Origin of the sequence: Mesorhizobium sp. B2-3-4 (assembly GCF_006442315.1) — a bacterium.
Classification (GTDB): domain Bacteria; phylum Pseudomonadota; class Alphaproteobacteria; order Rhizobiales; family Rhizobiaceae; genus Mesorhizobium.
Genome location: NZ_VFVY01000010.1, coordinates 194,043 through 215,257, shown reverse-complemented (window position 1 = coordinate 215,257; position 21,215 = coordinate 194,043). Strand labels below are relative to the sequence as shown.

Genomic DNA, 21,215 nt, shown 5'->3' with positions numbered 1-21,215 from the left:
GTCTCCATGCCGGAACGCAAGCTAAACCGGCCAGCGGCTAGATATCCAGCACTTCCGTTTCGGCGAACTCGGCGCGTTCCTGGATGAAGCGGAAACGGGCCTCGGGCTTGGTGCCCATCAGTGCGTCGACCGCATCCTTGGTCGCTGCTTCGGCGTCGATCACGTCGACCCTGAGCAGCGTGCGCTTCCTCGGATCCATGGTGGTCTCCTTGAGCTGGGAGGCCATCATTTCGCCCAGGCCCTTGAAGCGGCCAAGCTCGACCTTGCCACGCCCGGTGAACTCGGTGCGCAGGAGTTCGTCCTTGTGCGCATCGTCGCGGGCATAGGCGACCTTGCCGCCTTGCCGGATCGAGTAAAGCGGCGGCACCGCCATGTAGAGATGGCCGCCGCGCACCAGGCCGGGCATCTCCTGATAGAAGAAGGTGATCAGCAGCGAAGCGATGTGGGCGCCGTCGACATCGGCGTCGGTCATGATGATGACGCGGTCGTAGCGCAGATCCTCGTCACGGTATTTTGACCGTGTGCCGCAGCCGAGCGCCTGGATCAGGTCCGATATCTGCTGGTTGGCGGCCAGCTTGTCATTGCCGGCGCTGGCGACGTTGAGGATTTTTCCGCGCAGCGGCAGTACCGCCTGGCTGGCACGGTCGCGCGCCTGCTTGGCCGAGCCGCCGGCCGAGTCGCCTTCGACGATGAAGAGTTCGGCGCCTGCCGCGGCGTTCTGCGTGCAATCGGCGAGCTTGCCCGGCAAGCGCAGCTTGCGCACCGCGCTCTTGCGCGACACTTCTTTTTCCTGGCGGCGGCGCACCCGCTCGTCGGCGCGCGCGATCACCCAGTCGAGCAGCTTCGAGGCTTCCTGCGGATTGTCGGCCAGCCAATGGTCGAAGGGGTCGCGGATCGCGGTTTCGACGATGCGCGTCGCCTCGATCGTCGCCAGCCTGTCCTTGGTCTGGCCGACGAATTCCGGCTCGCGGATGAACACGGACAGCATGCCGGCGGCCGAGATCATCACGTCCTCGGACGTGACGATCGAGGCGCGCTTGTTGCCGACCAGATCGGCATAGGCGCGCAGGCCGCGCGTCAGCACGTTGCGGAAGCCGGCCTCGTGGGTACCGCCTTCACCGGTCGGGATGGTGTTGCAGTAGGAATTGATGAAGCCGTCGCCGCCGAACCAGGTCACCGCCCATTCGAGCGAGCCATGGCCGCCCTGCTTGTCGCTTTTGCCGGCAAAGACTTCGCGGGTGACCTGCATTTCATCGCCGAGCGAGGCTTTGAGATAGTCCTTGAGGCCGCCGGGGAAATGGAATTCGGCCTTGGCCGGTGTCTGGTCCTTTTCCTTGATCAGCGAGGGATCGCAGGACCACCGGATCTCGACGCCGCCGAACAGATAGGCCTTCGATCGGGTCATGCGGTAGAGCCTTGCCGGCTCGAAGGCAGCGCCCTTGCCGAATATCTGCTCGTCCGGGTGGAAACGGGTCCTGGTGCCGCGGCGGTTGTGCACCTCGCCGAGATGCTCCAGGCCGCTTACCGGAATGCCGCGCGAGAAACGCTGGCGATAAAGCTGGCGGCCGCGCGCGACCTCGACCTCGAGATGGTCGGACAGCGCGTTGACGACGGAAACGCCGACGCCGTGCAGGCCGCCCGATGTTTCATAGACCTTGGAATCGAATTTGCCGCCCGAATGCAGCGTCGTCATGATCACTTCGAGCGCAGGCTTCTTGTATTTGGGGTGCGGATCGACCGGGATGCCGCGGCCATTGTCGGTGACGGTAAGGTAGCCGTCGGCCGAAAGCTCGACATCGATGAAGGTGGCATGGCCGGCAACCGCTTCGTCCATCGAATTGTCGATGACCTCGGCGAACAGATGGTGCATGGCCTTGTCGTCGGTGCCGCCAATATACATGCCCGGCCGGCGGCGCACCGGCTCCAGGCCTTCGAGCACCTCGATGTCGGCGGCGCTGTAGCCCTCCGAACCATCACGGCTCGGGGCCGGACGCTTGGCCGCCGCCTGGACCAGCGGATCCGCGGGGCGCGCGGGCGCGCGCGCCGGCTGCGGCTTGTCCAATTTGTCGTCATTGCCGAAAAGATCGTTCATGCCTGCCATAGCGCCCAAGCTGCGAATCACCCGTCGATACTGCCACGCTTTTCAGCGCCAAGCGACGGAGGTTCCTGTTACGTTCGGGGATTTAACCCCCTCTTATCCTAAAACCATTCGATAACCAAGCCGGCGGAAATCGGGCGAGCCGGCGGCCGGAAGATTCCTGATTCTTTAACAATGCCGCCTAGCGTGAGCCCCAACGAACAAGAAACTACGGGCATCAGGGGTTTTCGGCGTGAGGGGCAAGGCCATAACGATGATCGGCATCGCCGCCGTTTTCGGCGCGATCTCGATCTTTGCCGCGGACTTCTGGGTGAAAAGCCAGGCCAGGGCCGATGCCGAGGAGAAGACGGCCTCGATCGCGGCTCCGGCCGCGCCCAGGATCGAATTCAAGACGATCGTGGTGGCGAACGCGCCGTTGCGGTACGGGATGGAACTCGACCGCGCCAAGCTCAGCGAGATCCCGTGGCCGCAGGATTCCTTGCCGCAAGGCGCCTTTGCCACGATTGATGGACTGCTCGGCGAAGGCGGCCGGGTCGTGCTGTCGCCGATCGAGGTCAACGAGCCCGTGCTGCTGACCAAGCTATCCGGGCCGAACGGCCGCGCGACGCTGTCCAACATGCTGACGCCCGGAATGCGGGCGGTCACCATTCGCACCGACGAGATCGCAGGCGTCGGCGGCTTCGTCACGCCAGGCGACCGTGTCGACGTCATGCTGACGCGCGATGCCGGCGAAATCCAGGAAGTGGCTAAAAACGCACAAGGTGCCGCCGGTTCGACCATCACCTCCGAGATCGTCGTCGCCGACGCCAAGGTGCTGAGCGTCGGGCAGGGCGCCGACGAGCGCCAGACGACGCCGCAGGTTGCCAATTCCGTCACCATAGAGGTGACGACCGAAGGTGCGCAGAAAGTGGCGCTTGCCCGCACAGTCGGGTCGCTGTCGCTGTCGCTGCGCTCGGCCAGTGAAGGCGGCGACGGCAAGGACGGTCTCACCACCATCTCTTCCTTCGGCGGATCCGTGGCTTCCAAGGCCCAGGCCGCCGCCGGCTCGCTCTTCGATGCCGTCGCCAAGGAGCCGGAGAAGCCGAAACTCAAGACGGTTATCGTGACGCGTGGCACGAAGGCCGAGGAATATCAGGTTCCATCGCGGGACCAGAAGTAAATCCGGTGGGGACCGGGCGGGACGGGATGATGTTGATGCATACCCTATATCGAGTGACGGGCCGGTTGCGTATTATGCGCGCCCTGGCCATGGCGGCATCGCTGGCCGCGAGCGGCATGCTCGCGGTGATCGGCGCGGCCAAGGCGGACAACGACATTGTCTATGTCTCGGCGACCAAGAATGCGTCGATCAAGGTTGCCAAGGGCAAGCCCAAGACGATCATGACGAGCGCCGCCTTCTACCAGATCGTCATCGGCGATCCGGAAATCGCCAACGTCAATCCGCTGACCGACAAGTCCTTCTATGTGCTGGGCAACAATCTCGGCACCACCGGCATCGCGCTGTTCGACGAGAACAAGCAGCTCGTCGGAACCATCGACATCGAGGTGACGCTCGACACCGATCAATTGGCCAGCACCATCCGTGCCAGCGTGCCGGACGCCAAGATCAAGGTCGGCTCGGCCAATGGCCGCGTGGTGCTGTCGGGCGAGGCGGATGACGCTGTCGCCGCCGAAAAGGCAAACAAGATCGCCACCCGCTTTTCCGGCACCGAGGAAGTGATCAACTCGGTCAACATCTCCTCGTCGCAGCAGGTCCAGCTCAATGTCCGCTTTGTCGAGATCAACCGTCAGGCGGGCCAGGATCTCGGCGCCAAATACAGCGCCAATTTCGCCTATGGCATTGGCGGGCGCGACGTCTCGATCGATCCAGGAACCGTGCCGGCCGCCGGCACCGGTGAAATCATCGGCCGGCTGCTGTCGAACGGCCTGTCGATCGATATTGCCGTCAAGGCACTGGAGGAGCGCGGCCTTGCGCGCATGCTGGCCGAGCCGAACCTGATCGCCCGTTCAGGCGAGACGGCGAGCTTCCTGGCCGGTGGTGAATTCCCGATCCCGGTTTCAGAAGACAACGGCAAGATCTCCGTCACCTACAAGAAATACGGCGTCAGCCTGGACTTTACGCCCACCGTGCTCAAGGACGGCCTGGTCAGTCTGGACATCGCGCCGGAAGTCTCCTCGATCGATGCGTCGGCGTCCTACAATATCGGCAGCATCTCGGTGCCGGGGTTCATTGTGCGCCGCGCCAAGACCTCGGTCGACCTGAAGAACGGCCAGAGCTTCATGATCGCCGGGCTTCTGCAGTCCCAGAACGACATCACCACCTCGCGCGTTCCCGGTATCGGCAAGATGCCGGTGCTGGGGCCGCTGTTCTCGTCGAAATCCTACCAGCGGCGCGAGACCGACCTGGTCATCATCGTGACGCCCTATCTGGTCAAGCCGGTCGATCCATCGAAGAAAATGGCTGAGCCGACCGATGGCACGAAGCCCGCCAGCAATGTCGACTATTTCCTCAACAACACCGAAGAGGTGAAGGCGTCGGACACCGGCCGTTCGCTGGCGTTGGCCGACGGCAGTGCCGCGCAGGGCGCCGCCGTCACCAAAGTCGGTCATTTCCTCGATCTGCCGAAGGACTGAAGCCATGCGTCTGGTCCTGAGATCGAGCCTCGCCCTCATTCTTGCCGCTTTGGCAAGCGGCTGCACCAGCGACGACTATGTGCGCAACGAAGGCGTGACGTCGGGCGCCGGTGACGCGCAGGCCGCCAACACCGTCATGCAGATGGTCGACCCGTGGAAGTACGGCGTCCAGAACACGAGGCTTCTCGTGCCTGCCAAGAGCAGCAATGCCGGCCCTGTCACGCCTGACCAGGCAGCGAGTGCAAAGGCATCGCAAACAAGCGCAAGCAACTGATTTAAAAACGAAGCGATCCATAAAGCGATCGACCCCACAGGCGGCGGCAATGGCAAACGGCATCAAGACCAAGAAGATCCTGCTCGTTTCGACCGACAGGGCGTTCGTGCAGGACACGCGGACCGCATTCGCCGCCTCCGAGATCATCCAGCTCTCGACGGTGGAAAAGAATGTCACCGAACTGCGCGGCGAGGTTCAGGAAACCGAGTTCGGCGCCATCATCGTCGACATGGACGCGGCCAGGCTGGAGGAAATCGAGTCGCTGCAGCGCGTCATGCGGCGGCTCGAGGGTAAGGCGCCGGTCGTGGTCGTTACCCAGGAATTCAACGCCGCCGCCGTGCGTATCCTGGTTCAGCTCAAGGTCGCCGACTTCCTGGTCAAGCCGATCACCACCGCCGATCTGGTGCGCTCCGTCGTGCGCGCGTTGCAGGGGCCCGGGCGCGAGGAAAACACCGAGTCGCAGATCTATACCTTCATGCCCGCCGCGGGTGGCGTCGGCACCACGACACTGGCGCTGCAGACGGCGTTCCAGTTGCATCACTCAGTGACGCGCGGTGCGTCGACCTGCGTGGTCGACCTCAATTTCCAGCAGGGCGCCTGCGCCGAATATCTCGATCTGGAGCCGCGTTTCGACATCACCGAAATCGAGAACCAGCCCGAGCGTCTCGACCGGCAATTGCTCGATGTGATGCTGTCCAAGCACGCCAGCGGACTTTGCGTGCTGGCGGCGCCGACGCATCCGGCCGAGATGCGCTCGTTCAAGACCGATGTCGTGGTGCGTATGCTGGACCTCGTTTCGGCCTATTTCGACAATGTCGTCATCGATATGCCGCGCACCTGGTTTCCGTGGACGGAGACGGTCCTGCTCGGTTCCAACAAGCTCTACATCGTTGCCGAGATGACGGTGCCGTGCCTGCGCCACACGCAGCGGCTGATCCAGGCGGTCTACGAGACCGCCGGCAAGGAAGTTAAGCCCAACGTCATCGTCAACCGTTTCGAGCAGAAGATGTTCGACAATGGCATCAAGCAGGCGGACGTCCAGGAAATCCTCGGCGAGCATTTTGTCGGCGGCATCGCCAACAATTACCGGCTGGTGCGCGAGGCGGTCGACCGCGGTGTGCCGCTGCACGAGATCGACGCCAACGCCAATGTCGTCAACGACCTGAAGAAGATCATCCTTCCGGAAGAGGCGGTGACGGCCACGGCCAAGTCGAAGTCGCTGTTCGGTCTTGGCAGGGGCCTGTTGAAGAGGAAGGCGGGATGAGCAGCCGTTTTTCAACCCTGCAGAACCGCGATGCGCGCCCGCAGCGTCCGGCGGAATCGGCACCGGTGGCCAATAATGCCGTCGTCATCCCGACCAGCCGGAAGGCTTTGCCGGCCAAACTGGATGCGGCGCCGGCAAAGAGCGCCAACAAGGTGCTCGATGCCCGGGTGCGCATCCATCGGATGCTGCTCGAGGAGATCAACCTCGTGGCACTGGAGCGCTTGCCCAAGGACGAGATGCGCCGGCAAGTGCATGATTTCGTATCGGAAAAGACCCGTCAGGAGCGGATGGCCATCAACACCGCCGAGCTCGACGCGCTGGTCGACGACATCGTCGACGAGATGGTCGGCCTCGGCCCGCTCGAGCCACTGCTCAAGGACCCTGATATCAACGATATCCTGATCAACGGCCACCAGAACTGCTTTGTCGAAAAGAAGGGCAAGCTGCAGCAGGTCCACATCCCGTTCAAGGACGAGGCGCATCTGCTCAGGATCGTCAACAAGATCGTGGCCGCCGTCGGCCGCCGCGTCGACGAATCGCAGCCGATGGTCGATGCCCGCATGCTGGACGGCTCGCGCTTCAATGCAGCCATCCGCCCGGTGGCCGTCGACGGCCCGCTGGTGTCGATCCGCAAATTCTCCAAGAACAAGCTTGGTCTGCACAGGCTGGTCGAATTCGGCGCCATCACCCAGAACATGGCCGAAGTTCTGGCGGCGGCGGTTCACGCCCGCAAGACGACAATCATTTCGGGCGGCACCGGCACCGGCAAGACAACGATGCTCAACGCCCTGTCGGCCTTCATCCCGGAAGACGAGCGGCTGATCACCATCGAGGATGCGGCGGAGCTGCAATTGCAGCAGCCGCATGTCGCGCGCATGGAGACGCGCCCCGCCAACATCGAAGGCCATGGCGAGCTCAAACAGCGCGACCTGGTCAAGAACGCGCTACGCATGCGGCCAGACCGCGTCATCCTGGGCGAGTGCCGCGGCGAGGAGGCCTTCGACATGCTGCAGGCCATGAACACCGGCCATGAAGGCTCGATGGCGACTATCCATGCCAACACGCCGCGCGATGCCATTTCCCGCCTCGAGCAGATGCTGGGCATGACCGGCATGCCGATGACGGTGCAGTCGATCCGCAGCCAGATCTCGAGCGCCATCGATATCATCGTCCAGTTGACCCGGCTTTCCGACGGCAAGCGCAAGGTGACGAGCGTCGCCGAGGTGACCGGCATGGAGGGCGATGTCATCCAGATGCAGGAAATCTTCCGCTTCGTGCGCACCGGCATGGATGCCGATGGCAGCATCCTCGGCTATTTCGAAGCGACCGGCATCCGGCCGCGCTTCCTCGAGGACCTGCGCGCCATGGGCATCGACTTTCCGGGACGCTATTTCGAACCTGGCCGGCCGCAGGAGTAGCCGGGGTGTTCGACGGATTCAGCGCGATCTACGTCTTGTATGCCGGGGCAGCATTGACCGGCATCATGGTCGCCGAGGCGATCTTCCTGCTCTATGCCGGCCGCAGCGACAAGCGCACCGCGATCAACCGGCGCATGAAACTGCAGGAAAACAAGATCAGCCAGGAACAGGTGCTGCTCCAACTGCGTAAGGAGCGCGGCCTCGACGCGGGTACGTCGCTGTTTTCGCCCGACCGGTTCCGTGCCTTGCGCACGCAGTCGGGCATGGTCATGCCGGTTTCGAAATTCCTGACCATTACCTGCGGCGTGGCGCTGGCCATGGCGCTCGCCGCCATCTGGTACGGGCTGCCATTGCTGATGGGGTTTCTTCTGCTCGTCTTGCTGGTGCCCCTGCTGCCGGTCGTTGCGATGCGCTTCATGCGCAAGCGGCGGCTGAAGCGTTTCGGCATGCAACTCCCCGAAGCACTGGAACTGATCACGCGGGGCCTCAAGGCCGGGCATCCGGTCCCGGTGGCGATTGCCATGGTGTCGCGCGAGATGCCCGACCCGATCGGCACCGAATTCGGCGTCATCGCCGACGAAGTGACCTATGGTTCAGACCTTGTCTCGGCGTTGAACGCGCTTTTCGACAGGGTTGGCCACGAGGATCTGCCGCTGTTCGTCACCGCCGTCTCGATCCAGACCAGTTCGGGTGGCAATCTGCGCGAAATCCTCGACGGCCTGTCGACGACAATCCGCGAACGCGGCAAGCTGCGCCGCAAGGTGCGCGCCATTTCGACCGAAGGACGCCTGTCGGCCTATATCCTCACCGCCATTCCGGCATTGCTGTTCGCCGCCATCATGGCATTGATGCCGGGCTTCTACCAGGACGTCTGGGGCGAGCCGAAGACCTGGTATCTGATCGGCGGCTCGGTCAGCTGGTTGATGCTGGGCAATCTGATCATGTTCAAGATGTCGAACTTCAGGTTCTGACATGCAAAACGCCGTCGAATTCCTCGCCTCGCTCGCGCCGACCTCGCTGATGCCGGTGGCCATCCTGCTGCTGGCGGTGGGAGCCGCGGCGGTTGCCTGGCCGATGGTTGCGGCGAAGGGCGACCGCAACGACGTCAAGCGCCGGCTCAGGGTCGACCTCGGCGCCGTGGCCGCCCCCAAGCCCGAACCGGCGCAGAAGAAGAACAGCGGCGTCGTGCGCGAGAAGGCGGTGAAAAGGGCGCAGGAATTCTACGCCAAAAGCGATCCGGAAAATGTCGCCCGGTTGCGCCTGAAACTCATCCAGGCGGGTTACATGGAGCCGCGCGCCGTCGGCACGTTCTTCCTCATCCGCTTCACGGCGATGATCGGCACGGCGTTCGCCGTCTTCGTGCTCAACCGATGGATGGCCAGTCCCGATGCGACCATGACCAGCCGGTGGACCTTCGTCATCCTGTCGGGCGCTGCCGGCTACTTCCTGCCGGGCCTGGTGCTAACCCAGAAGGTGCGGGAAAAGATGCGCGAATATCGCAATGGCTTCCCCGACTTCATGGACCTGATGATCGTCTGCTCGGATGCCGGCATGAGCATGGAAGCCGGCGTCGAGCGCGTGTCCAAGGAACTCGCCAAGACCTATCCGTCACTCTCGCAGAACCTGCAGCTCGTCTCGCTGGAGCTTCGGGCGGGGCGCAGCCTGGACGACGCGCTCAAGGCGCTCGCCGATCGCCTCAGCCTGGATGAGGTACGCTCCTTCGCCACGCTCCTGCAGCAGTCGAAGGAACTCGGCACCAGCCTGTCGGGGGCACTCAGGGTGTTTTCGGATGAAATGCGCCACAAGCGCATGTCGCTGGCCGAGGAAAAGGCGCATGCCTTGCCGGCAAAGATGTCGGTGCCCGTCGTGGTCTGCATCCTGCCGGTGGTGTTGATGATCGCCGTCATCCCGATCATCGTCAAAATGACGAGCCACTAGGGCGCGCCACGTCGAAACGGATTCGGGCAACCGCGATCCGCGAAGTCTGCAAATGAGCGAGACGTCCATGCGAATAATGTTGCCCGCCCTTTTTTTGCTCGGTCTTGCCGCCAGCTTGTCGCCCGCCCAGGCCGCGACCGGCGATTGCGGTGATATCGGTGCTTTGCTGCGGCAGGCCTATCCCAAGGTCGCGCCGAGCGCCGACGGTGCCTCGCTCACGCTCGCGCCGCACACCGACATCTCCCTGGCGCCCCAGGACGGCGAGACGCCAACGGGCATTGCCTGCAAGATATGGCCCGCCCATGATGACCTGTTGCTGGTTGCAGTGCCGCTCATGGACAGCACCCAGTCCAGCGACGACGGGCATGTCGGCGATATCGAGCTTCTGGTCGTCGAGTGGAAGACCCTGCAGGTGCGCCAGCGTCTGCTCCAGCCCGGGCTGATGACCGATGATGCCATCGCCATCCGCAAGATCGAATTCGACACCGGTCGCTATGGTCTGGCGCCCGGTGTCACCGCCTTCGGCCTGCGCATCGAAATGGCCAACCATTCGCAACCCAATCCCTTCGGCGAAACCGACCTGCGGCTCTACGCCATCGCCGGCAACGCGCTGCGGGTGGTGCTCGACGGCCTTGTCGTAGCCGGCAATGGCGGCGAAGGCGACACCAATTGCGCGGGATCCTTTCATTCAAGCCATGTCAGCCTGACGATGAGCCCGACGCGCCATAACGGCTATCGCGACATCGTCCTGGCCGAGCGGACGGATACCGACGAACCGTCGGTCGACAAGAATGGCGAGTGCCAGTCCCATCCGGGCAAGCCTGTGAGCCGAACCTACCGGCTGCGCTATGACGGCAATCGCTATTCGGTCCCCGATACGCTCAAGGCGCTGGAACCTTGAGAACCCGGGGCTATCGAGGCGTTGCGACCCGTGGTTAATGGCCGGTGTTCGCGCAACCAAATCTTAGCCGCATTTCGGCACCGAAGCTTAATCGCTGTGCTGTAATGTCCTTGCCATAGAACGACCCGGCAAATCGGGCGACGGGGCAGGGCATGCGTCAGACGAATTTTGCGGCGGCGGCCACGATGGCCGCGGTCCTGATGATCACCGGGTGCACGACGAACAGCAACGTCGACACGACCAAGACCACGGCCATTCAACCGGCCGCCAGGGATGTCGGCACGTCCGACCTGGCGGAAGGCAAGGCGCAGTTTCGCGATGCCAATTATGGCCTGGCCGAGCAGCATTTCCGCAAGGCGGTCGAGTTGAAGGCCGATAATGCCGAGGCCTGGATGGGGCTCGCCGCTTCCTATGACGAACTTGGCCGCTTCGACTTCGCCGATCGTGCCTATGGCCAGTTGCTGAAGGTCGCCGGCCGCAAGCCGCAGATCGTCAACAATATGGGCTATTCGCAATTGCTGCGCGGCAACAAGAAGAAGGCGCGGGCGCTGCTCTTGGAAGCGAAAGCCGGCATGGCCGATCCCACTGTCGTCAATGCCAATCTTGCGCTGCTGAACAAGGGCTGAGGCCGGGCCTCGTGCCCGCCAAGGGTGCGATTTCGGGACAAGTGGCATCGACGCTTTGTAAACCCTATCCGCAGGTTGGGTTGGGAAGTCGCCTGAAAATCATATTCGAGGGCTGTCGCTGACCTAGAATGCGTCGCAAACGCCGACGCTCGAGAGGCCCCCGCCCAATATGCTGGATTTCAGTTCGCTCCTGCTCGCAGCCGCGCTGTCGGGCATCTGTCTCAGCGTCACCATGTTCGCGATCTGGGCCACCGCGCCACGGGCCGGCTTTGTCCTGACGGTGGCGTGCGGCATTCTCGTGCTCGTCGCGCATGTGATCCTGTTCTGGCGCTACACCAGGGAGCCCGATCCGCTGCTTTGCCAGGTCGCACTGGCGCTGCTCAGCCTGGGTTTCCTGATCATCTGCATCTCGGCCATGCAATATCTCGGCGTGCCGGACCGCAGGCGTGCGGTTGCGCCGACATTTGCCGCCATGGCTGTCTGCGCGACCGTGACCTTCGTGGGTCTTGACGGTGTCGGCTTCATGATCACCTACGCGACGGTTACGGCACTGCTCTCGGCGATCGGGGCGATGTTCTGGATCAATGGCAGTCACGATCGCCGCATCCTGCTGGTGGTTTCGTTCCTGAGCGGCAGCTGTGCGCTGTCGTTTGCCCTTTGCGGCGTGGTGCTGATCGCCAAGGGCCAGTGGACACTCGGTGTCGCGCCCGACAATTGGGCCGAACGCCTCAACTCGGTCGTGGCGGTGGCCTGCATGACCGGCCTCGGCGCGTTGACGCTTTCGCTGCATCATTTGCAGGCGCAGATCGAGCTCAAGGCCGAGACCATGACCGATCCGTTGACCGGTCTGATGAACCGCCGGGGTCTGACGTCGCTATATGGTGAGCGCAGTTTCGGCCCATTCATGGCGATCGTCATGTTCGATCTCGATCACTTCAAGCGGACAAACGACATTTACGGGCATCCGGTCGGGGACCAGGTCCTGTGCCGGTTCGCCGCCGTCATCAGGAAATATACCAGGACCGGTGTCGATGCCTTTCGCCTGGGCGGTGAGGAGTTCGCCATCGTCATGTCGCGGATGACGCAAGAGAGGGCCCATGATCTTGCCAGTAAGATCGGCGTCGCGTTCGGCACGGAAATCGTGCCCACGCCGCTCGGCCCCTTGCGCAGCACGGTCAGCGGCGGGATCGGGTTCGGCGAGGCGGATGGCAGCACCCTCGATGAGGTGCTGGCCAGGGCCGACGCCAAGCTTTACGCCGCCAAGAGCGCGGGACGAAATTGCGTCATCGGCCGCAAAGGGACGGGCAAGGCCGAGCCGGTCAGACCGGCCTTGCGCTCGGCGTAACTATTCCGCCGCGCCCAGATAGTCGGACAGCGGCGGGCAGGAGCAGACCAGGTTGCGGTCGCCGGCGACGTTGTCGATACGCGACACCGGCGGCCAATATTTTGTCGCGGTGTCGGCATCGCCGGCGGGATAGGCCGCCTCCAGGCGCGAGTACGGATGTGTCCATTGACCGGCCAGTGCTTCCGCCGACGTGTGCGGGGCATTGACCAGTGGATTATCGGCCAAAGGCCATTCGCCCCTGGCGACTTTCGCCGCCTCTCCGGCGATGGCGATCATGGCGTCACAGAAGCGGTCGAGCTCACGCTTGGGTTCGGATTCGGTCGGCTCGACCATCAATGTGCCGGCGACCGGGAACGACATGGTCGGTGCGTGGAAACCATAGTCGATCAGGCGCTTGGCGATGTCCTCGACACCAATGCCGGCGCTCTCCTTGAGCACCCGGGTGTCGAGGATGCATTCATGGGCAACCCGGTCGCTCCTGCCCTTGTAGAGCAGCGGGAAGTGCGGTGCGAGGCGCGTCGCCACATAGTTGGCCGAAACGATCGCCGTCTCGGTCGCCTGCTTCAGGCCGGAGCCACCCATCATGCGGATGTACATCCAGGTGATAGGCAGGATGGACGCACTGCCGAAGGGGGCGGCGGCCACGGCATGCGCCGAGCCCTCGGTGACATGGCCGGGCAGATAGGGCTGCAGATGCGCCCTGACGCCGATCGGGCCGACGCCCGGGCCGCCGCCGCCATGCGGGATGCAGAAGGTCTTGTGCAGGTTCATGTGGCAGACATCGGCGCCGATGTCGCCGGGGCGGGCGAGGCCGACCAGCGCATTGAGGTTGGCGCCGTCGAAATAGACCTGGCCGCCATGCTCATGGATCAGCGCGCACAGATGACGCGCGCCTTCCTCGTAGACGCCATGCGTGGAGGGATAGGTGAACATCAGCGCCGCAAGGTTCCTGGAATGCTCGTTGGCCTTGGCACGCATGTCGTCCATGTCGATGTTGCCGTCTTCCAGGCAGCGCACGACGACGACGCTCATGCCGGCCATCGCGGCACTCGCCGGATTGGTGCCATGCGCGGAGGACGGGATCAGGCAGACGGTGCGATGACCCTCACCGCGCGCGCGGTGATAGGCGCGGATGGCGAGCAGGCCGGCATATTCGCCCTGGCTGCCTGCATTGGGCTGCACGGTCACTGCATCGAAGCCGGTGATTTCCGACAGCCAGCCCTCAAGTTCGCCGATCATGGCGCGGTAGCCCGCCGAGTGGCCGGCCGGCGCGAAGGGATGCAGGTTGGCAATGCTTGGCCAGCTTACCGGCATCATTTCCGCCGCCGCGTTGAGCTTCATGGTGCAGGATCCCAGCGGGATCATGGCGCGGTCGAGCGCAAGGTCCTTGTCGGCCAGCCGGCGCAGGAAGCGCATCATTTCGGTTTCCGACTTGTTTTCGTGGAACACCGGCTGGGTCAGAAACTCCTTGCCGCGCGGCTTGCCGGGCATCGTGCTGTCCGTCGCGGAGCCAGCTGTGGCCCCGAACAGGCCAGCGATCGCTTCGAGATCGGCTTCGGTCGAGGTTTCGTCGAAGCTGACGCCGATATGGTCGGCGTCGATGATGCGCAAGAGCCGGCCGCCCTTTTCGGCGGCGGCCGCGATCTGCGCGGCCTTGCCCTTCGCCTCCACCGTCACCGTGTCGAAACGGCTGGAGCCGAGCATCGAGATGCCCGCCACCGCCAGGCCGCTGGCTAGGCGGCTGGCCAAGGCGTGGATGCGCCCGGCGATCGCCTGCAGGCCGGCGGGGCCGTGCCAGATGGCGTAGGCGGTCGCCATGTTGGCGAGCAGCGCCTGCGCGGTGCAGATGTTGGACGTCGCCTTGTCGCGGCGGATATGCTGCTCGCGGGTCTGCAAGGCGAGCCGGTAGCCGGGGCGGCCCTTGCTGTCGGTCGACTGGCCGACCAGGCGACCTGGCATCAGCCGCGTCAGTTTGTCGGAGACGGCGCAATAGGCGGCGTGCGGGCCGCCAAAACCCATCGGCACGCCAAAGTGCTGCATCGGGCCGACGGCAATGTCGGCGCCGAGCTTTGCCGGCGCGTCGGTCAGCGTCAGGCCAAGCGGGTCGGCGATGAAGACGACAATCGCGCCGGTGGCGCGGGCCTTGGCTATCGCCGCCTTGTGGTCGCCGTAGACGCCAAAAGTGTCCGGCCAGGAAACGAGCAGGGCGGCGGTGTTGTCGTCGATCTCCTCGCCGTCGATCTCGATGCCGAGCGGCTCGGCGCGGGTGCGCACCACGTCCAGCGTCTGCGGGTGCGGTGTGCCGGCGAGCGCCACCTTGCCGCGCTTGTCGCGATGGTGGCGCAGCGCAATGCCGACCGCTTCGGCGACCGCCGTCGCCTCGTCGAGCAACGAAGCCGACGCCACCGGCAGGCCGGTCAGCTCCGCGACCAGCGTCTGGAAATTGAACAGCATTTCGAGCCGGCCCTGGCTGATCTCGGCCTGGTAGGGCGTGTAGGCGGTGTACCAGGCCGGATTCTCGAACAGGTTGCGCTGGATCACCGGCGGCACGTGGACGCCGTGATAACCGGCGCCGATGAAGCTCTTGAGCACCGTGTTCTTCGCCATGGTCGCGGACAATTCGGCAAGCGCCTCGGCTTCGCTGGCTGGCTCGGGCAGGGCCAGCGGCTGGTCGAGGCGTATCGACCTCGGCACGGCCTGGCTGATCAGCGTCTCGACCGAGGGAACACCGATGACGGCGAGCATGGCTCTGACATCGGCGAGGCCCGGGCCGATATGGCGGGCCGAGAAGGGGTAGGGGGAAGCGGTCATGTCAATCACGTCCTGATATCAGCCGATATGGGCTTTGTAGGCGGCCTCATCCATGAGGCCGGCGAGCTGGCTTTCGTCGGCGAGCTTCATCTTCCACAGCCAGCCGGCGCCTGAAGCGGCCGAGTTGACCAGCGACGGATCGGACGACAGCGTGCCGTTGGCCTCGGTGATTTCACCATCGACCGGCGCGTAGACATCCGAGGCCGCCTTGACGGATTCGACCACCACGGCGGTGTCGCCCTTGGCAAGCTTGCGGCCGGGCTCAGGCAGTTCGACAAAGACGAGATCGCCGAGCTGCTCCTGCGCATAGTCGGTGATGCCGACCGTGGCGATGCCGGCCTCGACGCTCAGCCATTCATGATCCGATGTGAAATAGGTCTTTGCCATGTGGTCTATCCTTTGCGGTAGCGATGAGGTGTGAAAGGCAGAGAATTGATATCGATGGGTATTTTCGTGCCGCGCACGTCGGCGAAAAGGCGCGTTCCGGGCTTGGCCAAAGAAGTGGCGACATAACCCATGGCGACCGGATGATCGGCGGACGGGCCGAAGCCACCCGAGGTGACATGGCCGGCCGGGTTGCCGTCGGCATCGAAAAGCGCCACGCCCGCCCGTACCGGCTGGCGGCCTTCCGGTTTCAATCCGACGCGCTTTTGCGCGGAGCCCCGCTCCACGGCGGCGCGCAAGGCGCCCGCGCCGATGAAGGTTCCAGAGGCGCGAATCTCTTTCGGGATTGCCCACATCAGCGCCGCCGCGGCCGGGTCGGTCTCCGGCGTGATGTCCTGGCCGTGCAGGCAGAGGCCCGCCTCCAGCCGCAGGCTGTCGCGCGCGGCAAGGCCGATCCACAATACGCGTTCGTCGTCCAGCAGTTTGGCGACGAGTTCTCTTGCGTCGGCCTCGGGCAGACCGATCTCGAAGCCGTCTTCGCCGGTATAGCCGGACCGGCTCATGAACCAGTTCTTTCGCGGCTCGACCCCGTGCATGAACAAGAGCGAGCCCGTCTCTATGCCGGCCCGGGAAAGCGCGGCCCAGGCCTCGGGCCCCTGGATGGCGAGGAAGACACGCTCAAGCGGCTCGACCTTGACGTCGAAACCGGTTGCCAGAGCACGCAAATGCTTTTCGTCGGCGACGGCATTGCCGGCATTGGCGACGACCATGAACCTCGTGTCGCCGAGCCTGGTCACGATCAGGTCGTCCAGAATGCCGCCCGCCTCGTTGAGGAAAAAGGACAGTTTCGACTGCGAGGTTTCGAGGCTGCCGGCGTCCAGCGGGCAGGCCCGGTTCAACAGCGCGACCGCTTCCGGTCCGCTGACCTCGAACAGTTTCATATGCGAGATGTCGAACAGCCCGACATGTTCGCGCGTGTGAAGGTGCTCCTTCATGACGCCGGCCGGATAGGTCAGCGGCATGGACCAGCCGGCAAAGGCGCCGAAGCGCGCGCCTGCTGCTTTGTGGATATCCTCGAGGGGAAGGTGTTTGTCGTTGTCGCCCGTCATGTCGTCTCCAGAGTCGCACGCAATCGGCCGCTGATGGCGACCAGTCCGTGCCCCTCTGTCTGAAGCCTGAGAGACTCGCGCTGCCGGAACTCTGTCAGCGGCGCTTACACCTTCGGCGCGGGGGCAAGCCCCGACTTTCCAGAGTGTCTTTCCCGTCTACGGTTCTTTTGCCTGAGAGATTTCGGGCGATTTCCCCTTCGGCGGCAGCTCTCGCTGCTCTCTCCCGCAAACAGGTAGGACTCAAACCCTGAGCCCTCGACGCGCCATCCATAGCCCGTGCGCGACGGCTTGTCACCTGTCAGCGACATCTAAGCGCGTCTCGCGCTCCAGATCTCTGTTGATGCATGTCGTTCTCCAAACCGCCGCACATTTTCGGGCGACATGCATCGTTCCGACAAGTCTTCGCTAACCACGCCGTTTGCCGGTTTTTCAAGACACCGCTGATATTGTGACGGGGTGTCGCGCCTTGGGGCTGGCGCCGGATGAGACGGGAAGGGCGGAAAATGGGCGAATTGATCATGAGCGCTCCGGTGGCGGGGCTGACTTCGAAAAACCGGATCGCGTCGGAAGACGTCGTGATGCTGCGTCGAGACGTGTTCGCCGACGGCGTGGTGACACGAGGCGAAGCCGAGGCCTTGTTCGCGCTCGACCAGACGGCACGGGATAAGTGCGCCGAATGGGCACCGTTCTTCGTCGAGGCGGTCACCGACTACATCGTCCACCAGGAAAAACCGTCGGGCTACATTTCACAGGAGAATGCCGACTGGCTGGTCCGCACCATCTCGCGCGACGGCATGGTCGACAGCCGGACCGAACTGGAATTGCTGGTCCATGTGCTGGAAGAGGCGAAATCCTCGCCGAGCCGCCTTTGCGTCTACGCGCTGGAACAGGTCGCCAACGCCGTGATCGACGGCAAGGGACCGCTGATGCTCGGCGGTGCGCTGGTGCCCGGACTGATCGCCAAGGCCGAGGTCGAGCTTCTGCGCCGTATCCTGCATGCCCATGGCGGCGATGGCAACATCGCCATCACCCGCGCCGAGGCCGAGGTGCTGTTCAAGATCAACGAGCGGACAGCCCAGGCCAACAACGATCCGTCCTGGAACGACCTGTTCATCAAGGCGATCGCCAATTTCGTCATGTGCTCGGCCGGTTACGAGGCGCCCACCCGCGAGGTGACGCTGCGCCAGGAAACCTTCCTCGATCACGCGGATCCGGAAATCGGCGGTTTCTTCAGCCGCATGGTCTCAGGCGGTCTTGCCGGCTTTATCGAGGCCTATCGCTCTCCCGGCGACATAGAAAGCGAATGGGAAGCCAAGAACAGGGCTGCCGAAGCGCTGGCCCGCCGCGCCGAGACGATCGATGCCGGCGAAGCGAGATGGCTGGTCGAACACATCGGCGCGAACAGGCCTTTGCACGAAAACGAGCGCGCATTGCTGACCCTGATCAAGCATGCCTCGCCGGAAATCCACCCGGCACTGAAGCCGTTGCTCGACAAGGTCGCCTAAGCCGCACCATCCGCCGCCAGCGTTTTACAAAGAATGATGTTGGAATGGCCTTCGGGCCATCCCGCGAGCTCGGCCATGCGTGCGAAGCCGGCCTTTTCGTAGAGGCCTGGTGCCTGGAAGTCGTGGCTGGAGACCCAGATCTTCTTAACGCCGCGATCTGCGGCCTCGGCGACAAAAGCCTCGAGCAATCGCCTTCCATAGCCGCGGCCGCGATGGACTTCATCAACCCACATCAGCGTGAGCTCGGACGTGCTCGCCCAGGAATAGCCGGCGGCAACCGCGATGGCGTGTCCATTGTTGTCGCGGATGACAAAGGCCAGTCCCCGGTCATCATCGCGGTTCGTTACACGCCGGTTGTCGCGATGGAGACGCTCTTCGAGCGAACTCAAATCCATCGGCGACAGATCATGCTCTGCCTCGATACGGACATCCATCAAATCCCGCCATACCAGTCGTAGCCATTGTCCTCCCAATAGCCGCCGCGGCCGCCGCCGACATCGGCGAAGCCGTCGACCAGTTCTATTTTGTAGAGATATTTCGGCATCTTGTAGCCGAGCTGGCGCTCGACGCGCACGCGCAGCGGCGCGCCGTTCTCGACGGGCAGCGGCTTGCCGTTGACGCCATAGGCAAGGATCGTCTGGGGGTGGCGGGCATCGACCAGGTCGATGGTGCCGTAATACTTGATGTCGCCCGACAGGCTGCGGTCGATCGTGTCGAGACAGTGGAACATGACATAGCGGGCCTGCGGCTTGACCACCGCCTGGTCAAGCAGCAGCGACAGCGGCGTGCCGGTCCATTTGGCGATGCAGCTCCAACCCTCGACGCAGTCATGGCGGGTGATCTGGGTGCGGCTCGGCATGTTCATGAGCTGCTCGCGGGTGAGCGAAAGCGGCCTTTCGACGAGGCCCGACACTTCCAGGCGCCAATCGGCGAAGTTGTTGGCGAGCAGGGCCTTGTATGCGTCGTCATCCGGCGCGGTCACGCCGTTCGGGCGCATTGGCTGACGGATATCGGCTTCGGTGAATTCCGGCGCCAGCGAATTGCCGCCGCCGAGCAGCCTTTGAGCCCTGTGGGTCAGGCCATTGGCGTTTTCGAGGAAGCTGCGCAGCCCGCTGCCGATGCTGAGCTGGCTGTCGAAGGCATCGCAGCCCGACAGCATGATGCCTGAAGCGCCGAGGCTGGCCGCGGTCAGGAATTTTCTTCTACTGATCTGAAAATTGGGGCTGATCTGGAATTTCGCCATGTCAGGCGCTCCTCTCGGATGTCTTGCCGCCATGCGCGGGAGGATCGGTGCGGTACCAGCCGGTGATGATGGAACGCAGCTCGTTGACCGGTCCGGCGGCCAGGATCATCAGGATGTGAATGATGAAGAAGGCGACCAGCAGCACCATGACGGTGAAATGGATGGTGCGTGCCGTCTGCCTGCCGCCGAGCAGGTCGTTGAGAAAGGGCAGCACCGAGTTCATGCTGGGCGACATGGCAAGTCCGGTGATGATCATCAGCGGCAGAAGCACGAACAGCACGCCGCCATAGGCCATTTTCTGCAAGGTGTTGTATTCGCGCGTGTGGTGGAACTTCAGCCTGGCATGGTTGGCGATGTCCTGCGGCAAACGCTTGAGGTCATCCAGGCGCGGCGCCAGATCGCGGCGGATATGGCCGTTGATCAGGCTGGCGACCAGCCAGACGAGCAAGGTCGTAGTCAGGATCCAGGCAAAGAAGAAATGGATCACGCGGGCGGTGCCGAGGTCATAATAGGAGGGGATCGTCGCCCAGGATGGAAAGCCACGCGCCGTCTCGTTGCCGGCCGGGCCAGACCAGCCGAGAACGCCGGTGGTGTCGAAGCGGTGTCCGAAGATTTCGGTGTAGCCGCGCGGACCTGCACTCGTGTTCTCGGCGCCGATCTCGAAGATGGTGTTGTCGTAGCCGAAACCGGATTGCTTGCCGATATAGAGTTGGGGCCGCGCGTTGAAGATCTGCAGGCCGGAAAGCAGCATGAAAAACAACGAGATGGCCCAGAGCCAGTGTGTCAGCCGCGTCCAGCGCGACTGCCGGTAGATCAGCGGCCTCTCCGTTGAAGCGGGAACGCCCGGGCCGGTGTCGGATTGGTTTCTGGCAACCGATTCCATCTTGTCTCGTCTCCCGGCCTCTCGGCTTGGCTCACATGTTCATTGTCCCCCTGATACGTCGCGATCCAAACCGATGTTTCATCCGATCACGGATTTATTACGGACCGCCCAGGCTGACGGCGAGGTTGACGGCCGCTGCGACGATGACGGTGTTGAAGAAGAACGACAGGATCGAATGGACAAGCACGACGCAGCGCATATGCGTGGTCGAGATGTTGGTGTCGGCGGTCTGCGCCGTCATGCCGATGACGGCAGAGAAGTAGAGGAAATCCCAGCCCTCGGGACGTTTGTCGCCCGGAAACAACAGGCCGCCCACGGGGATTTTCTTCTTGGTTCCGGCATCCACCTCATCGCCGTCCATCCAATAGACATGGGCATAGTGGAGTGCCGCCATGGCGTGAATGGTGAACCAGCCGAGCGGGATCGACAGCAGCGCGAAACCGAGTTCGACGGGATTGCCTTTGTCCTTCTGATTGATCAGCAGGAACAGGGATACAATCGCGACGCCGACAACGACAAGCGTCACGGCGAAGATGACCAGCACCGGCTGGTCGGTGGCGCGCGCGTTCTTGCTCAGATATTTGCCGGTGAATTTCGGCATCTGGCTGACGACAAGAACGACGTAAGCGGCGAAAAACGCATTGGCGCCGATGGAATAGGCAAGGGGGGCGTGCAGCAGCAACGCCAGAAGGAGCGCAAGCGCACCGAGACATGCCGACACCGCGAACAGCATATGGCGCTGCATGGGTTTGGCGATCGGAGTTTCGGCGGCCATGGCGGTC

Annotated in this window: 19 protein-coding genes and 1 riboswitch; of the genes, 11 read left to right on the top strand and 8 right to left on the bottom strand. The window is 63.5% G+C overall.

Going from position 1 to position 21,215, the window contains the following annotated elements:
- Window positions 1-37: 37 nt before the first annotated feature.
- Window positions 38-2,101, bottom strand: coding sequence for a DNA topoisomerase IV subunit B (gene parE / locus FJ967_RS17415; RefSeq protein ID WP_140733072.1), 2,064 nt, complete (start codon window positions 2,099-2,101; stop codon window positions 38-40).
- Between the two features lie 229 nt (window positions 2,102-2,330).
- On the opposite strand from parE, the gene cpaB reads away from it, so the two are divergent.
- The 10 genes from cpaB to FJ967_RS17365 all read left to right on the top strand — a co-directional run bounded on the left by cpaB (window position 2,331) and on the right by FJ967_RS17365 (window position 12,498).
- The gene (gene cpaB, locus FJ967_RS17410; protein WP_246675293.1) at window positions 2,331-3,257 is read left to right on the top strand and encodes a Flp pilus assembly protein CpaB; all 927 of its coding nucleotides are present in this window, start codon (window positions 2,331-2,333) and stop codon (window positions 3,255-3,257) included.
- 29 nt (window positions 3,258-3,286) lie between these two features.
- Window positions 3,287-4,732 (top strand): type II and III secretion system protein family protein, encoded by a 1,446-nt coding sequence (locus tag FJ967_RS17405; protein ID WP_140733049.1) that lies wholly within the window; start codon window positions 3,287-3,289, stop codon window positions 4,730-4,732.
- Between the two features lie 4 nt (window positions 4,733-4,736).
- A complete protein-coding gene (locus FJ967_RS17400) occupies window positions 4,737-5,006 on the top strand; it encodes a hypothetical protein (RefSeq protein WP_140733048.1) in 270 nt (89 codons plus the stop codon).
- A 49-nt stretch (window positions 5,007-5,055) separates the two neighbouring features.
- Entirely contained in the window at window positions 5,056-6,270 is a 1,215-nt protein-coding gene (locus FJ967_RS17395) for a response regulator/pilus assembly protein (protein ID WP_140733047.1), read from the top strand.
- Window positions 6,267-7,688, top strand: coding sequence for a CpaF family protein (locus FJ967_RS17390; RefSeq protein ID WP_140733046.1), 1,422 nt, complete (start codon window positions 6,267-6,269; stop codon window positions 7,686-7,688). Before FJ967_RS17395 ends, FJ967_RS17390 begins: the two co-directional genes overlap by 4 nt.
- 5 nt (window positions 7,689-7,693) lie before the next feature.
- Window positions 7,694-8,659: a type II secretion system F family protein gene (locus FJ967_RS17385; protein ID WP_140733045.1), complete on the top strand. Its 966-nt coding sequence runs from the start codon at window positions 7,694-7,696 to the stop codon at window positions 8,657-8,659.
- A gap of 1 nt (window position 8,660) precedes the next feature.
- Window positions 8,661-9,626: a type II secretion system F family protein gene (locus tag FJ967_RS17380; protein WP_140733044.1), complete on the top strand. Its 966-nt coding sequence runs from the start codon at window positions 8,661-8,663 to the stop codon at window positions 9,624-9,626.
- A gap of 76 nt (window positions 9,627-9,702) precedes the next feature.
- Window positions 9,703-10,527 (top strand): hypothetical protein, encoded by an 825-nt coding sequence (locus FJ967_RS17375; RefSeq protein ID WP_246675296.1) that lies wholly within the window; start codon window positions 9,703-9,705, stop codon window positions 10,525-10,527.
- 152 nt (window positions 10,528-10,679) lie between these two features.
- Window positions 10,680-11,153: a hypothetical protein gene (locus FJ967_RS17370; protein WP_140733042.1), complete on the top strand. Its 474-nt coding sequence runs from the start codon at window positions 10,680-10,682 to the stop codon at window positions 11,151-11,153.
- Between the two features lie 169 nt (window positions 11,154-11,322).
- Window positions 11,323-12,498 carry a GGDEF domain-containing protein gene (locus FJ967_RS17365; protein ID WP_140733041.1) on the top strand — a complete coding sequence of 392 codons (1,176 nt, stop codon included), beginning with the start codon at window positions 11,323-11,325 and terminating at the stop codon, window positions 12,496-12,498.
- Here FJ967_RS17365 and gcvP read toward each other — a convergent pair whose 3' ends face one another.
- Genes gcvP through gcvT form a run of 3 tightly spaced genes read right to left on the bottom strand, consistent with a single transcriptional unit; the run spans window position 12,499 to window position 16,802 of the window.
- Entirely contained in the window at window positions 12,499-15,309 is a 2,811-nt protein-coding gene (gene gcvP / locus FJ967_RS17360; RefSeq protein WP_140733040.1) for an aminomethyl-transferring glycine dehydrogenase, read from the bottom strand.
- 18 nt (window positions 15,310-15,327) lie between these two features.
- Window positions 15,328-15,696: a glycine cleavage system protein GcvH gene (gene gcvH, locus FJ967_RS17355; RefSeq protein ID WP_140733039.1), complete on the bottom strand. Its 369-nt coding sequence runs from the start codon at window positions 15,694-15,696 to the stop codon at window positions 15,328-15,330.
- 5 nt (window positions 15,697-15,701) lie between these two features.
- Window positions 15,702-16,802, bottom strand: a complete 1,101-nt coding sequence (gene gcvT, locus FJ967_RS17350; protein WP_140733038.1) for a glycine cleavage system aminomethyltransferase GcvT — start codon at window positions 16,800-16,802, stop codon at window positions 15,702-15,704.
- Between the two features lie 149 nt (window positions 16,803-16,951).
- A riboswitch (glycine riboswitch) is annotated at window positions 16,952-17,038 on the bottom strand.
- A 267-nt stretch (window positions 17,039-17,305) separates the two neighbouring features.
- Between gcvT and FJ967_RS17345 the strand changes: the two genes are divergently transcribed.
- The gene (locus FJ967_RS17345) at window positions 17,306-18,307 is read left to right on the top strand and encodes a hypothetical protein (protein WP_140733037.1); all 1,002 of its coding nucleotides are present in this window, start codon (window positions 17,306-17,308) and stop codon (window positions 18,305-18,307) included.
- On the opposite strand, the gene FJ967_RS17340 is transcribed toward FJ967_RS17345, so the two are convergent.
- From FJ967_RS17340 to FJ967_RS17325, 4 genes are all read right to left on the bottom strand, one after another.
- The gene (locus tag FJ967_RS17340; RefSeq protein ID WP_246675292.1) at window positions 18,304-18,741 is read right to left on the bottom strand and encodes a GNAT family N-acetyltransferase; all 438 of its coding nucleotides are present in this window, start codon (window positions 18,739-18,741) and stop codon (window positions 18,304-18,306) included. The genes FJ967_RS17345 and FJ967_RS17340 overlap by 4 nt on opposite strands.
- Window positions 18,741-19,550, bottom strand: coding sequence for a molybdopterin-binding protein (locus tag FJ967_RS17335; protein WP_140733036.1), 810 nt, complete (start codon window positions 19,548-19,550; stop codon window positions 18,741-18,743). The genes FJ967_RS17340 and FJ967_RS17335 overlap by 1 nt, the downstream gene beginning before the upstream one ends.
- Before the next feature lies 1 nt (window position 19,551).
- Entirely contained in the window at window positions 19,552-20,433 is an 882-nt protein-coding gene (locus tag FJ967_RS17330) for a cytochrome b/b6 domain-containing protein (RefSeq protein ID WP_140733035.1), read from the bottom strand.
- Between the two features lie 97 nt (window positions 20,434-20,530).
- A complete protein-coding gene (locus FJ967_RS17325) occupies window positions 20,531-21,208 on the bottom strand; it encodes a DUF1345 domain-containing protein (protein WP_140733034.1) in 678 nt (225 codons plus the stop codon).
- Between the last annotated feature and the right edge of the window lie 7 nt (window positions 21,209-21,215).